Annotated in this window: 13 protein-coding genes; 9 read left to right on the top strand and 4 right to left on the bottom strand. The window is 62.9% G+C overall.

The genetic code is table 11. The annotated features are described in order from the left end of the window. Positions 1–37: 37 nt before the first annotated feature. From QQK25_RS03830 to QQK25_RS03820, 3 genes are all read right to left on the bottom strand, one after another. On the bottom strand, positions 38–2,212 hold the full coding sequence (locus tag QQK25_RS03830) for a PhoX family protein (protein ID WP_284186756.1): 2,175 nt from the start codon (positions 2,210–2,212) through the stop codon (positions 38–40). A gap of 356 nt (positions 2,213–2,568) precedes the next feature. Then, positions 2,569–3,075 carry a phasin family protein gene (locus QQK25_RS03825; protein ID WP_153162973.1) on the bottom strand — a complete coding sequence of 169 codons (507 nt, stop codon included), beginning with the start codon at positions 3,073–3,075 and terminating at the stop codon, positions 2,569–2,571. A gap of 365 nt (positions 3,076–3,440) precedes the next feature. Continuing rightward, complete coding sequence (locus QQK25_RS03820; RefSeq protein ID WP_284186755.1) at positions 3,441–5,114, bottom strand: sigma-54-dependent Fis family transcriptional regulator; 1,674 nt, start codon at positions 5,112–5,114, stop codon at positions 3,441–3,443. Positions 5,115–5,367: 253 nt separating this feature from the next. On the opposite strand from QQK25_RS03820, the gene QQK25_RS03815 reads away from it, so the two are divergent. The 8 genes from QQK25_RS03815 to QQK25_RS03780 all read left to right on the top strand — a co-directional run bounded on the left by QQK25_RS03815 (position 5,368) and on the right by QQK25_RS03780 (position 11,862). Further along, positions 5,368–5,715 (top strand): 2Fe-2S iron-sulfur cluster-binding protein, encoded by a 348-nt coding sequence (locus QQK25_RS03815; protein WP_284186754.1) that lies wholly within the window; start codon positions 5,368–5,370, stop codon positions 5,713–5,715. A gap of 349 nt (positions 5,716–6,064) precedes the next feature. Further along, entirely contained in the window at positions 6,065–6,328 is a 264-nt protein-coding gene (locus QQK25_RS03810; protein WP_284186753.1) for a phenol hydroxylase subunit, read from the top strand. 47 nt (positions 6,329–6,375) lie between these two features. After that, positions 6,376–7,371, top strand: a complete 996-nt coding sequence (locus tag QQK25_RS03805) for an aromatic/alkene monooxygenase hydroxylase subunit beta (protein ID WP_284186752.1) — start codon at positions 6,376–6,378, stop codon at positions 7,369–7,371. A gap of 10 nt (positions 7,372–7,381) precedes the next feature. Beyond that, on the top strand, positions 7,382–7,651 hold the full coding sequence (locus tag QQK25_RS03800; protein WP_284186751.1) for an MmoB/DmpM family protein: 270 nt from the start codon (positions 7,382–7,384) through the stop codon (positions 7,649–7,651). A 22-nt stretch (positions 7,652–7,673) separates the two neighbouring features. Beyond that, on the top strand, positions 7,674–9,227 hold the full coding sequence (locus tag QQK25_RS03795; protein ID WP_284186750.1) for an aromatic/alkene/methane monooxygenase hydroxylase/oxygenase subunit alpha: 1,554 nt from the start codon (positions 7,674–7,676) through the stop codon (positions 9,225–9,227). A 63-nt stretch (positions 9,228–9,290) separates the two neighbouring features. Next, positions 9,291–9,650, top strand: a complete 360-nt coding sequence (locus QQK25_RS03790; protein WP_284186749.1) for a phenol hydroxylase subunit P4 — start codon at positions 9,291–9,293, stop codon at positions 9,648–9,650. Between the two features lie 71 nt (positions 9,651–9,721). Then, the gene (locus tag QQK25_RS03785) at positions 9,722–10,777 is read left to right on the top strand and encodes an NADH:ubiquinone reductase (Na(+)-transporting) subunit F (RefSeq protein ID WP_284186748.1); all 1,056 of its coding nucleotides are present in this window, start codon (positions 9,722–9,724) and stop codon (positions 10,775–10,777) included. A gap of 155 nt (positions 10,778–10,932) precedes the next feature. Next, complete coding sequence (locus tag QQK25_RS03780; protein ID WP_284186747.1) at positions 10,933–11,862, top strand: catechol 2,3-dioxygenase; 930 nt, start codon at positions 10,933–10,935, stop codon at positions 11,860–11,862. A gap of 81 nt (positions 11,863–11,943) precedes the next feature. On the opposite strand, the gene QQK25_RS03775 is transcribed toward QQK25_RS03780, so the two are convergent. After that, positions 11,944–12,657: a GntR family transcriptional regulator gene (locus tag QQK25_RS03775; RefSeq protein WP_284186746.1), complete on the bottom strand. Its 714-nt coding sequence runs from the start codon at positions 12,655–12,657 to the stop codon at positions 11,944–11,946. A gap of 204 nt (positions 12,658–12,861) precedes the next feature. Between QQK25_RS03775 and QQK25_RS03770 the strand changes: the two genes are divergently transcribed. Further along, complete coding sequence (locus tag QQK25_RS03770) at positions 12,862–13,308, top strand: GlcG/HbpS family heme-binding protein (protein WP_284186745.1); 447 nt, start codon at positions 12,862–12,864, stop codon at positions 13,306–13,308. The last annotated feature ends 14 nt before the right edge of the window (positions 13,309–13,322 follow it).

Raw genomic sequence — 13,322 nt, 5'->3', positions numbered from 1 at the left:
GTGCTGAGTTGTGGATCAGTGTTGCGTGCTGAACACCTCAGACCGCGATCTCACCACCATTAGTACGCGTGATCACAATGGTCGCGGAGCGAGGGCGGCGGGTCGAGCTTGCGTCGGTCTGGCTCGAGGGCCAGGCACTGGTGGGGGCGGCGAGGCTACCGTCCTCGCCGGGGTGCTGAACGTTGACAAACATCGTCTTGCGGTCCGGAGTCATCGCGATGCCGGTGATCTCGCACTCCTTCGGGCCGACCAGGAAGCGGCGGAGCGTTGCACTGGTGGCGTTGGCGCCCTTGATGGTGGCCGTGCCACCGGCAGCGACCGCCGCAGTGCCATCGCCAACCTTGCCGGGGATCGCCGCCAACATCATGCAGTTGGTGACGTCAGTGTAGGCGCCATCATCGGTTTGAATCCACAGCATGCCGTTGCGGTCGAACCACAGGCCGTCCGGGCTGGAGAAGTCGTTGATGTCGGTGAGGCCGGAGAGGTTCACGTCGGCTGCAGCTGCTGCTTCAGCGCCGAACAGGTAGATGTCCCAGGCGAAGGTGGTTGCAGCGGGGTCGTTCCCGGCTTCGCGCCAACGGATGATGTGGCCGTTGGGGTTGCCCTTCTGGGAGGTCGTGCCGCTCTTCAGATCCTCGTAGTAACGGGGGTTCGCGGTGTCCGGCTTGAGCTGGCTACCGCTGGGTGTGGCGGTGGGGGCAACCCGGTTGCTGTTGTTGGTGAGGGTCATGTAGACCTCGCCATTGACCGGATTGACGGCGCCCCACTCGGGACGATCCATCTTGGTGGCACCAACCGAGTCACCCGCCAGACGCGCATGGACCAGCACGTCTGCCTGATCGGCGAAGGCGTAGGTTGCATTGCTGGCGTCCAGACCGTTCTTGCCGTAGGTGAGTTCGATCCAGTTGCCAGTGCCGTCGGCATTGAAGCGGGCGACGTAGAGGGTGCCTTCGTCCATGTATTTGGCGCCGGCCGTCATGCCCTTGCCCACGTCGGCGGTGTCCCACAGGGCCTTCGAGACGAACTTGTAGATGTACTCGTTACGGGAGTCGTCACCCATGTAGAAGACGACAGGCTTGCCCGCCACTGCGTTGCACGGCCAGCAGCCTTCGTGGGCGAAACGGCCCAGGGCCGTATGCTTGACGGGGGTGGAGGTCGGGTTGAACGGATCAATTTCCACAACCCAGCCGAAGGTGTTGAAGACGTTCCGATAGTCGTCGGCGGCGGTGGCGCCGGTCACCGAGGCGCTCCAGCGGACGTACAGGTCGTCCGTGCCGGCAGTTTCCCAGAAGTACGGGCTCTTGCGCCCCTGGGTCATGCCGTAGCGGTTGAGGCCGGTGATTTCCTTGGCGCTGCGGCTGGCATTGTCGCCGGTGGCGCGGCTGATGACGTTGGTGAAGTTCTCTTCGCAGGTGAGATAGGTTCCCCAAGGGGTGTAGCCGTTGGCGCAGTTGTTGTTGGTGCCACGGGTGGCGGTACCGTCGGCCGAGTATTTGGTCTTCAGCAGGCTGGAGGCCCGCGCCGCGCCGCCGAAGTTCATCGGCGTGGCCGACGTGATGCGGCGGTTGTAGGTCGAAGTCCTGACGACAGTCATGGCGCTGCCGCTGTTGCCGCGCCGAATCTCGCAGACGCTCACGCCGTGGGCGTTGATCTCCTTGTCCACCTCGGAGGCGGTGCGATTGGCGCCGGCAGTGCGGCCGCTCGGGTGAAGCACGAAGGGGCCGACGACGTATTCGTGGTTCACGCACAGCAGACCACGATCCGAGCGGTCGGCCTGATAGGCGCCCGCATCCGACAGACCAAAGTAGTGCATACCGTCGTGGCCGTCACCGATACGACGGTTGTAGGAGTCGGCCGTCTCGGAGCCATTGTTGGCCCAATCAGCATCGGTAGCGGTCAAGGGATCGCCAAGGGCATGGAGGATGCTGACCTCGTAGCCGGCCGGTATCGTGACCACGTCGTTCTTGTTCTTGGCGACCGCCTCGAAGCCGAGACTGAGTGTGGAGTCGCCCGACGTGGAGCTGCTGCCGCCGCACGCGCTGAGGCCAAGGCTGCCAAAGAGCGCAGACGTGGTCGCTGCGATTCCGCCTTTGAGCACCCCGCGACGGCTCAGGCGAACCGCAATGATGTCGTCGATATGTGCGTTGAGGGATGTGTTGGTGCTTTCGCCATCATTCATCGGTGTCGGGGCGGTGACAGGCTTCGTGCTCATGGGTACAAATCTCCAGTGGGGCTGCGATCAAGGCCTGAATCTTGCGTCGTCGACGTGACAAGCTGATTAACGTGTGATGTCCCCCAACGCCCCCGACCGGTGGTGGCGACATCTGCAATCAGGGCTACGACGCCAGTGCTGACCCGGGCGGGGAGGGCGCGCGGGACAAGACCAAGTCTGTGCGCCACGCCATGGCAAGACCCCCTCATGGGCGTGGTGCCCGTTCGCTGCCACGCAGGCAAGGGCGGGAAATCAACCATGCGCCATCGGGTTGATCGAGGCGGTGGGTCCGATGCGCGGGCCCAAACAAAAACGGCACCCGAAGGTGCCGTTTTCAAACTGCTGGCAAGCGATGCTTACTTCTTGCCGCCGCCCATCTTGGTGAAGGCCTGGAAGGCTTCGGTGGAGGCCTTGGTCATCTGTTCGTAGGCAGCACGAGCGGTGTCCATGGCGCCCTGGATGGTGCCGAGGGCGTTGTGGTCGCCGATGGGCATGCCCTTGAACATCTTCTGGATGGATTCGAACATGTCGGCGCCGCCACCGGTGAGCTGCTCGCTGACCATCTTGCCGACTTCAGCCTGGGTCTTGGCGGTGATCTCGGCGATCTCGCGGGCACAGGCCAGCATCTTTTCGGTGGTGCTCTGAGCGTAGGAGGTACGCAGGCTCATCGCTTCGGCCGGATCCTTGACGCCGGACAGGGCCTTGGCGTTGGCGACACCTTCCTCGAACAGGGACTTGGCGGTACCAACCTGCAGTTCCATGATGCGCTGGGAGTTCTCGATGGAGAGCTGGGCCAGGCGCATGGCGGCCTCGAGGTTCTTCTTCTGGATCTCGTTCAGTTGCTGTTCTTGTTTGGTTGCCATATTTCCTTCCTCCACGATTTTGATAGTAAGGGCCAGAGCGGACGCCGATGGTATGTCGGTCGAGAACTCCTGAAGAAAACAATATCACACAGAGTCGCTGCAGAAAGTGACGGTACTCAAAAAATCGTGCAGCAAAATCAAAAATGTTGCACTGCAGCAACACTTGCAGCTTCAAGTGTTTGCGAGGTCTTTGCCAGGATCGGTCCAGGTGGTCGGACAAGTGTTGTTGGCATAGCGGATCACACTGCCGGGGCAGGGCGATCGATGAGCGCATCACGGATGTCGAGGCGGTGGATTGCGCAGTCAGGAAGCAGCATCCATCCGGAGCCAGCAATGTCCGCCGGGCCGTTGGGTCGGCCCAACGGTCAGTCGGCGGCTTCCTTCTTCTTCAGGCGGTAGTTGAGCTGCGGACGGGTGATGCGCAGCAGCCGGGCGGCGCCCGACAGGTTGCCGTTGGATTCCCTCACCGCGTGCTGGATCAGCGCTTCCTCGAGGTCGTCCAGCCCCAGGCCAGAGGCCAGGATCTGCCGGCACAGGGCTTCCTTGAGGCACTCGGCGTCGGCCAGGGAGCCGGCGTCGTTGATGGTGTGCTGGACGGCGCCGAAATCCTGGGGCTCGGTGAACAGGTGCTCGATCTCGATCCAGTCGTTCTGGGGCGTGAGGATGATCCCCCGTTCGATGATGTTTTCGAGCTCGCGGATGTTGCCGGGCCAGGCGTAGCTCTTGAGGGCGCGCAGGGCCTTGTCGGTGATGCCGGCGACACGCTTGTCATGGAGCGCGCTGAAGCGCTGGACCATCGCCTCCACCAGCGGCTGGATATCGGCAACGCGCTCGCGCAGGGGCGGAATCCGTACCGGGTAAACATTGAGCCGATAGAACAGGTCGCTGCGAAAGCGCCCAGCCTTGACCGCCGCCTGCAGATCGACGTTGGTGGCAGCCACCAGACGCACGTTGATCTTGCGCACCCGCTCGTCGCCGAGGCGCTCGATCTCGCCTTCCTGCAGCACCCGCAGCAGCTTGGCCTGGGCGGGGAGGGGAAGTTCGCCGACCTCGTCGAGGAAGAGGGTGCCACCGTCGGCCCGTTCGAACTTGCCGGCGCGGGAGGCGTGGGCGCCGGTGAAGGCGCCTTTCTCGACGCCGAAGAGCTCGGACTCGATCAGCTCATGGGGCAGGGCTGCACAGTTGACGGCCACGAAGGGCGCCGCGGCGCGGCGGCTCATGTCGTGCAGGGCGCGGGCGAAGCGCTCCTTGCCGACACCGGTCTCGCCCAGCAGCAGCACGGTGACGTGGGTGGCCGCGGCTTTGTCGATCAGCGAATAGGCGTGGCGGAAGCCGGACGACGAGCCGATGAGGTTGGGCGGCTGCTGACCGTGTTCTAGGGAGGCGCGCAGGGCGTCCACCTGGCCGCGCAGCTCGAGCATGTGGGCGAGGATGGAGTCGGCCTCGTAGTACGACGCTTCTTCGGCGGCGTCCGGCCACTCCTCGACAGGCTTGCCGACGATGCGGCACTGGTTCTGCCCGGTGGCAGCGCATTCGACTTCGCGGAACAGGATGAAGCGCCCCATGAAGGCTGAGGTGAAGCCCGAGGCGTAGCCGATCTGCATCCAGCACACCGGGTGCTCGGTGTGGCCGTATTCGCCCACGTGGGCTTCGGCTTCGTAGGAGTTGTCCCAGAGGAACTCGCCGTAGAAAGTGCCAGCCTCGACATCCATGTCGAGGGCCACCGGCGTGACATAGACGCTGCCTTCGAGCATGTGCAGCTGTGGGCCGACCACGAAGGCGTCCTCGATGCGCTGACCGGGGCGCACCTTGCGGGCGAGCTCCGCGTCGCGGGCGCCCGAAGCGTAGCCCATGCGCGTCAGGATGCGGCGGGCCTGGTCGATGCCGAGGGAGTCGATGAGCTCCTTGCGCAGGGCGGACATGGCCGCGGCGTGCATGAGGATCATGCGGTGCTCGTCGAGCCAGATCATGCCCTTGTCGGCGCAGAAGCGCACAAGGCTGCGCAGGTCGCGATCCTGCGGATACCGGATGGTGCTCAAGCTCTCTCCTCCGTCGTGTCCACTGGCCTTGATGTGAGTTTATGTCCGGCGTTGGAAGCCGGGGCAGTGGCAGGTCAACCTTATATCACGCAGGCGGAGTTCGAACTCCGGCGCAGGCAGCACACCGGGAAAATGTTCATATCAGCTTGCGTTATCTGTTCATTAGCGATAATAATACAAAATCTCGAGAAAAATAGCGAGCAGCGGATGAAGGCCGACGTCGATCGGCCGCGCCGGGGCCGAAGGAGGAGACATGGCAACAAAGCACCTGATTCATATTGAGAATACCGGCGAGCGCTACCTGTGCGCCGAGGACGAAAACCTCCTACGCGGCATGGAGATGCTTGGCCGGAAGGGCATCCCGGTGGGGTGCCGCGGCGGCGGCTGCGGGGTGTGCAAGGTGCACATCACCGCTGGCGACTACGCCGCCCGCAAGATGAGCAAATCCTGCGTGTCGGACGAAGAACTGGCGCAGGGCGTCGTGCTGGCGTGCCGGGTCTACCCCCAGGGCGAAATCTCGCTCGATGTGGTCGGCAAGATGGCGAAGTCCGTCTGCAAGGGCGCCGAAGCCCCCTCACCACAATCCACCTGTTCCGACTGAGGTCGTTCCCGGCACCTCATTCCCGTTTCCGCAACCAGGAGCACCCATACCGACAGATCCCTCCCTCCTGTCGGGCTCCCTGGTTTTTTCGAGGCCGTCACGCAATGTGGCGGCCTTTTTTTTGGGCCGAAAGTTACGTATGGGGTGCGCTTTGCGTAACGCGTTACGCCGCTTCACCAGATCATCAAGCTGCATTGCAGCATTTCATCAATTGATCGATCGATAAAATTCTTTTTTATCGATATTTTTTGCTCGGTAACACGTTTCCCCTTTCTGCTCAGTCGCTTATCGCGATTGGCACGCTACTTGATATGGGGTGTCTGGTGTTCAAGACCAGATTGAGGAAACGATGAGCGACCCGACGAAGCCCTCGCTAGACGTAAACCGCAAGTACGTGCGCCTTGTTGAGAAGCGGCCGGATGGCCTGGTGGAGTTCGAGTTCTCCATCTCCGATCCGGAGCTCTACGTGGAGATGCTTCTGCCGGAAGCGGCCTACGAGGAATTCTGCAAGACCAACCGGGTGATCCTCCTGGAAGGCTCCCGGCCGGAATCCGAGGACGGCAGCGACTGGGACTGGAATCTCCGCGAGGCGACGCACCAGCGTTTCCGCTGAGCACACTGACCACCGAAAACCCCAAAAGACAGAAGGAGGAGAAACCCATGCAAATCGATCTTCGCACGGTATCCATCAAGCCGCTGCGACACACCTTCGACAACATCGCCCGCCGCATCGGCGCCGACAAGCCGGCATCCCGCTACCAGGAAGGCACCCTGGACATGCAGCAGGAGGTCAACTTCCACTACCGGCCGACCTGGGACCCCGACCACCTGATCTACGACCGTGCCCGCACCGCCATCAAGATGGCCGACTGGTACAGCTTCAAGGATCCGCGCCAGTTCTACTACGGCGCCTACACCCTGGCCCGGGCCAAGCAGCAGGACACCGCTGAAGCCAACTTCGACTTCGTCGAGAACCGCGGCCTCGCGGCCACGCTGCCGGCCGAGATCCGCGACACCGTGCTCAAGATGCTGATCCCGCTGCGTCACGTGGCCTGGGGTTCCAACATGAACAACGCCGGCATCTGTGCCTACGGCTACGGCACGGCCTTCACCCAGCCGTGCATCTATCAGTCGATGGACCAGCTCGGCATCGCCCAGTACATCACCCGCGTGGCACTCCTGCTGGGCGATGTGGACGTGCTCGACACCGCCAAGTCGGCGTGGATGGAAGACGACGCCTGGCAGGGCCTGCGCCGCTATGTGGAAGACACCATGGTCATCAAGGACCCGTTCGAGCTCTTCGTGGCCCAGAACGTGGCGCTGGATGGCCTGCTGTATCCGCTGGTGTACGAAACCATCATCGACGACGTGCTCTCGTCCAGGGGCGGCACGCCGGTGGCGATGCTCACCCAGTTCATGACCGACTGGTACGCCGAAGTCCGCAAGTGGATCGACGCGACGATGAAGACCGCCGCCGCCGAGTCCGCCGAGAACAAGGAGATCCTCGGCCGCTGGACCACCACCTGGCGCGACCGCGCCGCCGCCGCCCTGGTGCCGGTAGCCCGCATCGCCCTGGCCGAACGCACCGACGAACTCACCGCCGAGGTCGTCCAGCAATTCAATGCGCGCATGGCCAAGGCCGGCGTGCCTGTTTGAGGATCACCCGATGTCCACCGTATTCATTGCACTGCAAACCAACGAAGAAACCCGCCCCATCGTCGAGGCGATCATCCAGGACAACCCGGACTGCACGGTGAACGAGCAGCCGGCGATGGTGAAGATCGACGCCCAGGGCAAGCTCGTGGTGCGCCGCGAAACCATCGAGGAGCTGATCGGCCGTTCCTACGACCTGCAGGAGCTGCAAGTCAATCTGATCACCATTTCCGGGAACCTCGATCAGACCGACGACGAAATGATTCTCTACTGGAACGCCTGAGCGATTTAAGGAGACACGAACAATGGACATGCAAGTTGCCAAGAAGAAGCTCGGCCTGAAAGAGCGCTACGCCGTGATGACCCGCGGCCTCGACTGGAAGCCGTCGTACCAGAAGATGGAAGACATCTACCCGTACATGGCCTACGAGGGCATCAAGATCCATGATTGGGACAAGTGGGAAGACCCGTTCCGCCTGACCATGGATGCCTACTGGAAGTACCAGGCCGAGAAGGAACGCAAGCTGTACGCGATCATTGACGCCTTCAACCAGAACAACGGCCACCTGAACGTCACCGACGCCCGCTACCTGAACGCCGTCAAGCTGTTCATCAGCGGCATCAGCCCGCTCGAATACGTGGCGCACCGCGGCTTCTCCCACGTCGGCCGCCAGTTTCCCGGCCCCGGCCCGCGCGTCGCCTGCCTGATGCAGGCCCTGGACGAGATCCGCCATGCCCAGACCCAGGTGCACTCGATCTCGAACTACAACAAGTACTACAACGGGATGCACGACTTCCACCACGCCCATGACCGCGTGTGGTTCCTGTCGGTGCCCAAGAGCTTCTTCGACGACGCCATCACCGCCGGCCCGTTCGAGTTCATGGTGTCGATCGGCTTCTCGTTCGAGTACGTGCTGACCAACCTGCTGTTCGTGCCCTTCGTTTCGGGCGCGGCCTACAACGGCGACATGGGGACCATGACCTTCGGCTTCTCGGCCCAGTCGGACGAAGCCCGTCACATGACCCTCGGCCTGGAAGTCATCAAGTTCATCCTCCAGCAGGACCCGGCCAACGTGCCCATCGTCCAGCGCTGGATCGACAAGTGGACCTGGCGCGGCTACCGCGTGCTGACCCTCGTCGCGATGATGATGGACTACATGCTGCCGAAGCGCACCATGAGCTGGAAGGAAGCCTGGGAGGTCTACTTCGAGGAGAACGGCGGCGCGCTGTTCAAGGATCTGGCCCGCTACGGCATCAAGATGCCGGACTGCGCCGCCCAGATCGCCCTGGAGAAGGATCACCTCTCGCACCAGGCCTGGAGCACCTTCTACAACTACGCCGCCGCATCCAACTTCCACACCTGGATGCCGGACGAGGAAGAGATGGCGTGGCTGTCCTCCAAGTACCCCAACAGCTACGACAAGTACTACCGGCCGCGCATGGAGTTCTGGCGCGAAGAGGCCGCCAAGGGCAACCGTTTCTACAACAAGACGCTGCCCATGCTGTGCCAGACCTGTCAGATCCCGATGATCTTCACCGAGCCGGGCGACCCGACCAAGATCTGCTACCGCGAAGTGGACTACAAGGGCGACAAGTACCACTTCTGCTCGGACCACTGCAAAAAGATCTTCGAGGACGAGCCCGAGAAGTACGTCCAGGCCTGGCTGCCGGTGCACCAGATCTACCAGGGCAACTGCTTCCCGGAAGGCACGGACCCGACCGTGGAAGGCTTCGATCCGCTGGCTGCCGTGCTGAAGTACTACAACCTGGAATTCGGCCGCGACAACCTCGACTTCGACATCTCGGAAGACAAGAAGAACTTCGCCGAATGGCGTGGCCAGGCGACCAAGAACGTCTGATGCCGGACGCCGCGGGCACCGCCTGCCCGCGGCCGTCAAACCAATACGAACTGGAGACACGACATGGCTGTTGCTGCCGTTAAAACCTACGAGTTCCCGCCCGCCGATTCCGTGGACAAGTTCCACGGCGCCCAACTGCTGTACATCGGCTGGGAAGACCACCTGCTGTTCTGCGCGCCCTTTGCCTTTCCGTTCCCGCCGACGATGCGCTTCGGCGACATCCTCGCCGGCGTGCTGCCTGGCGTCTTCGGCTATCACCCGGACTTCGCCAAGATCGACTGGGCCAAGGCCGAGTGGTTCAAGTCCGGCCAGCCCTGGCAGCCGGACGCCGACAAGTCGCTGGCCGAGAACGGTCTCAAGCACAAGGACGTGATCCGCTTCCGCACCCCGGGCCTCACCGGCATCAAGGGTTCGTGCAGCTGATGCATTAAGCGCGGCGGCGATCCGCCCTGCGGGTTGCCGCCCTTTCGCCCGACCGAGAACAGACAAGAATCATGAGTTACGAACTGACCATTGAACCGATCGGCCAGACGATCGAGGTCGAGGAAGGGCAGACCATCCTCGACGCAGCCCTGCGTGCGGGCATCTGGCTGCCCCATGCCTGCTGCCACGGCCTGTGCGCCACCTGCAAGGTGCAGGTGACCGACGGCGAGGTGGACCACGGCGAAGCCTCCACCTTTGCGCTGATGGATTTCGAGCGCGACGAGGGCAAGACCCTGGCCTGCTGCGCCCGCCTCGAGAGCGACGTGACCATCGAAGCCGAGATCGAGGAAGACCCGGACGCCGAGTCGATCCCGGTGCGCGACTTCCCCGGCACGGTGAGCCGCATCGAGACGCTCACTCCGACCATCAAGGGCATCTTCATCGAGCTGGACGAGGCCATCCATTTCCAGGCCGGCCAGTATGTGAACGTGGACATCCCGAGCCTCGGCGTGAGCCGCGCGTTCTCGCTCGCCAACGCGCCCTCCACCGGTCGCGAGATCGAGCTGAACATCCGCATCGTGCCCGGCGGGGCAGGGACGACTTACCTGCATCAGCAACTGAAGGCGGGAGACCGGATCAAGATCTCCGGACCCTACGGACGCTTCTTCGTGCGCAAGTCGGCGGCCTCGGCGTCGATCTTCATGGCGGGCGGCTCAGGCCTGTCGAGCCCGCGCAGCATGATCCTCGATCTGCTGGAGGAGGGCTCGATGCTGCCGATCACCCTGGTGTATGGCCAGCGTACCCGTGAGGAGCTCTACTACCACGACGAGTTCCTCGCCCTGGCCGAGAAGCACCCCAACTTCACCTATGTGCCGGCGCTCTCCGACGAGCCGGCAGACAGTGACTGGACGGGCTTCCGCGGCTACGTGCACGAGGCGGCCAAGGCTCACTTCGACAACGACTTCCGCGACCACAAGGCCTACCTGTGTGGCCCCCCGATCATGATCGACGCGTGCATCACCACCCTGATGCAGGGCCGCCTGTTCGAGAACGACATCTACACCGAGAAGTTCTTCTCGGCGGCAGACGCGCAGCAGGTCCGTAGCCCGCTCTTCAAGCGGGTTTGAGCTTAATCAAGAAATATCGAGAAAGTGCAAAAGTCTCGCAAATTCGTCGGTATTCTCTTGAATGCAGTCTTAACGTAGTCCCGCGTAGTTTCAATTACACATCGCACCGATCCGGGCCATCAGAACCGGACGGGCACAATCTGGAGGAGAGCTTCATGGCAATGACTGGTGTTATTCGTCCCGGACACATTTCCCTGCGCGTGCTGGATCTGGAAGAGGGGATCAACTTCTACAAGAACACGCTCGGCCTGGTCGAAACCGGCCGCGACAGCCAGGGGCGTGTTTACTTCAAGGCCTGGGACGAGCGCGATCACAACAGCGTCCTGATCCGCGAAGCCGCCGAAGCCGGCGTCGATTTCTTCGCCTTCAAGGTTGCCGACAAGGCCACCCTCGAAAAGCTGGACGGCGACCTGAAGGCCTACGGCCTCACCACCGAACGCATTCCCGCCGGCGAAATGCTGGAAACCGGCGAGCGCGTCCGCTTCAAGCTGCCCTCCGGCCACTTCATCGAGCTGTACGCCGAGAAGACCGACGTCGGCAACGGCCAGCCCTACGTCAATCCGGCCCCGTGGACCAAGGAAGCCGAGAACGGCATCGCCCCGAGCCGCATGGACCACTGCCTGCTGTACGGCCCGGACATCGAGAAGGTCCAGGAAATCTTCGAGAAGGTGCTGGGCTTCTTCCTGGTCGAGCACGTGGTGATGGAAGACGGCAAGACCGATCTGGCGATCTGGCTGTCCTGCTCGATCAAGGCCCACGACATCGCCTTCGTGCGTCACCCGGAGCCGGGCAAGCTGCACCACGTGGCCTTCAAGCTCGACAGCTGGGAGCGCGTGCTGCGCGCCGCCGACCTCATGTCGATGAACAAGATCTCCATCGACATCGGCCCCACGCGTCACGGCATCACCCGCGGCACCACGATCTACGCGTTCGACCCGTCCGGCAACCGCTTCGAGACCTTCTGTGGCGGCTACGATTCCTACCCCGACTACAAGCCGGTCAAGTGGACCTGGGACGAAGTCGGCGCGGGCATCTTCTACCACGACCGCAAGCTCAACGAGCGCTTCCTGACCGTCGTTTCCTGATCGGTGACAGCAAAACAGAACGGCGGGATTTCCCGCCGTTTTGTTGCCCCCGAGAGGGCGGTCTGGAACCCACAGATCTGATCAGCTGAGCAGATCGGCCGGCAGCTTGCGGACGGCTTCGAGGGTGCGCAGGACGTGTTCGGTGAGGATTCGCGCCGCTTCCTTCGAGTTGCGGGCGAGGGCGGCATCGACGATGGCCTGGTGCTCGGCATGCACATCGCGGGAGATCGGCTGGCGGAACAGCGACAGACGCCGGTAGCGCTCCGACTGAAGGTACAGGATGTTCTGGAAGTGGCGCAGCCAGCGGGACGTGGAAGCGGAGATCAGCACCTCATGGAAAGCCCGGTTACGCAGCTCCCATTCTTCCCGCGAGGCGTTGGTGCCATCAACCAGCTTTTCTTCGGCCCGGGACAGCATGTGGAAGGACGCCACCACATTGGCCTCCCAGGTGTCGTCGCCCAGTTCGATGGACTGCTGCAGCGCCACGGTTTCGAGCAGCACGCGGGTGCGGGTGATGTCCTCGAAGTCGTCGAGGGAGATCGGTGCGACACGGAAGCCGCGCTGCCCCTGGGCCACCACCAGCGCGTCGGTGACCAGCAGTTGCAGGGCCTCGCGCAGGGTACCGGCGCCGACGGCGTACTGATCCTTGAGGTGCTCGACGCGCAGCTTCTCGCCGGGACGATGGACGCCTTCGATGATGTCGCGGCGCAACTGGCGGTAGGCCGCTTCGGCGAGGGTCTTCGGCTCGTCGGCCTGATGGCCGGACAAATCGGGGACGTTGGCGAGGTCGTTCATCGTGGTGGGTTCTCTGTTTCAGGGCGGGTCAGGACGCACACGCCATCGGTGGAATTTTAGCTGAAATCGTTTATCCCGGTGATAGTAAAAAATCTCGAGAAAACCATTGACGTTCGAAACGGAAGCCCATATTGTTCTCCCGTGCGCCTGTCCGCGCTGATGGCCCGCCGTTAGCCCTTTCCAACTCTTAATCCGGAATTCCCCATGAGCGATCAACCCGTTGCCGCCGTCGCAGTTCCCCAGTCCGTCATCTCCGCCGAAGCCGTGACCGTGGCGCTCGAGGCTGCGGTCGAGCACGCGGCCCGGATCGGCGTGAAGATCAATGTGGCCGTGGCCGATTCCGGTGGCAACCTGGCCGGCTTCCTGCGGATGCCCGGCGCCTTCATCCAGTCCATCGACATCGCCATCGACAAGGCCTACACCGCCGCCGGCTTCGGCTTTTCCACCAAGAAGTGGATGGATTTCATCGGCCACGACGACGGGATGAAGTTCGGCTTCTCGGCCCGCCCGCGCCTGGTGGTGTTTGGCGGCGGCCTGCCGATCCGCGTGAATGGCGAGCTGATCGGCGGCATCGGCGTCTCCGGCGCTTCCGAAGCCCAGGACGAGGAGTGCGCCCGCGCCGCCCTGGCTGCCATCGGCGCCACCGAATAATCAGACCGGACAGT

The organism is Zoogloea oryzae, assembly GCF_030161255.1.
Classification (GTDB): domain Bacteria; phylum Pseudomonadota; class Gammaproteobacteria; order Burkholderiales; family Rhodocyclaceae; genus Zoogloea; species Zoogloea oryzae.
This window is presented reverse-complemented; position numbering and strand designations above follow the sequence as displayed.

What these genes read in the sequence shown, in the direction of transcription:
- QQK25_RS03815 (WP_284186754.1), top strand. Translation starts at nt 5,368, where the DNA reads ATGGCAACAAAGCACCTGATTCATATTGAGAATACCGGCGAGCGCTAC.
- QQK25_RS03775 (WP_284186746.1), bottom strand. Translation starts at nt 12,657, where the DNA reads ATGAACGACCTCGCCAACGTCCCCGATTTGTCCGGCCATCAGGCCGAC.
- QQK25_RS03790 (WP_284186749.1), top strand. Translation starts at nt 9,291, where the DNA reads ATGGCTGTTGCTGCCGTTAAAACCTACGAGTTCCCGCCCGCCGATTCC.
- QQK25_RS03830 (WP_284186756.1), bottom strand. Translation starts at nt 2,212, where the DNA reads ATGAGCACGAAGCCTGTCACCGCCCCGACACCGATGAATGATGGCGAA.
- QQK25_RS03810 (WP_284186753.1), top strand. Translation starts at nt 6,065, where the DNA reads ATGAGCGACCCGACGAAGCCCTCGCTAGACGTAAACCGCAAGTACGTG.
- QQK25_RS03800 (WP_284186751.1), top strand. Translation starts at nt 7,382, where the DNA reads ATGTCCACCGTATTCATTGCACTGCAAACCAACGAAGAAACCCGCCCC.
- QQK25_RS03770 (WP_284186745.1), top strand. Translation starts at nt 12,862, where the DNA reads ATGAGCGATCAACCCGTTGCCGCCGTCGCAGTTCCCCAGTCCGTCATC.
- QQK25_RS03785 (WP_284186748.1), top strand. Translation starts at nt 9,722, where the DNA reads ATGAGTTACGAACTGACCATTGAACCGATCGGCCAGACGATCGAGGTC.
- QQK25_RS03795 (WP_284186750.1), top strand. Translation starts at nt 7,674, where the DNA reads ATGGACATGCAAGTTGCCAAGAAGAAGCTCGGCCTGAAAGAGCGCTAC.
- QQK25_RS03825 (WP_153162973.1), bottom strand. Translation starts at nt 3,075, where the DNA reads ATGGCAACCAAACAAGAACAGCAACTGAACGAGATCCAGAAGAAGAAC.
- QQK25_RS03805 (WP_284186752.1), top strand. Translation starts at nt 6,376, where the DNA reads ATGCAAATCGATCTTCGCACGGTATCCATCAAGCCGCTGCGACACACC.
- QQK25_RS03780 (WP_284186747.1), top strand. Translation starts at nt 10,933, where the DNA reads ATGGCAATGACTGGTGTTATTCGTCCCGGACACATTTCCCTGCGCGTG.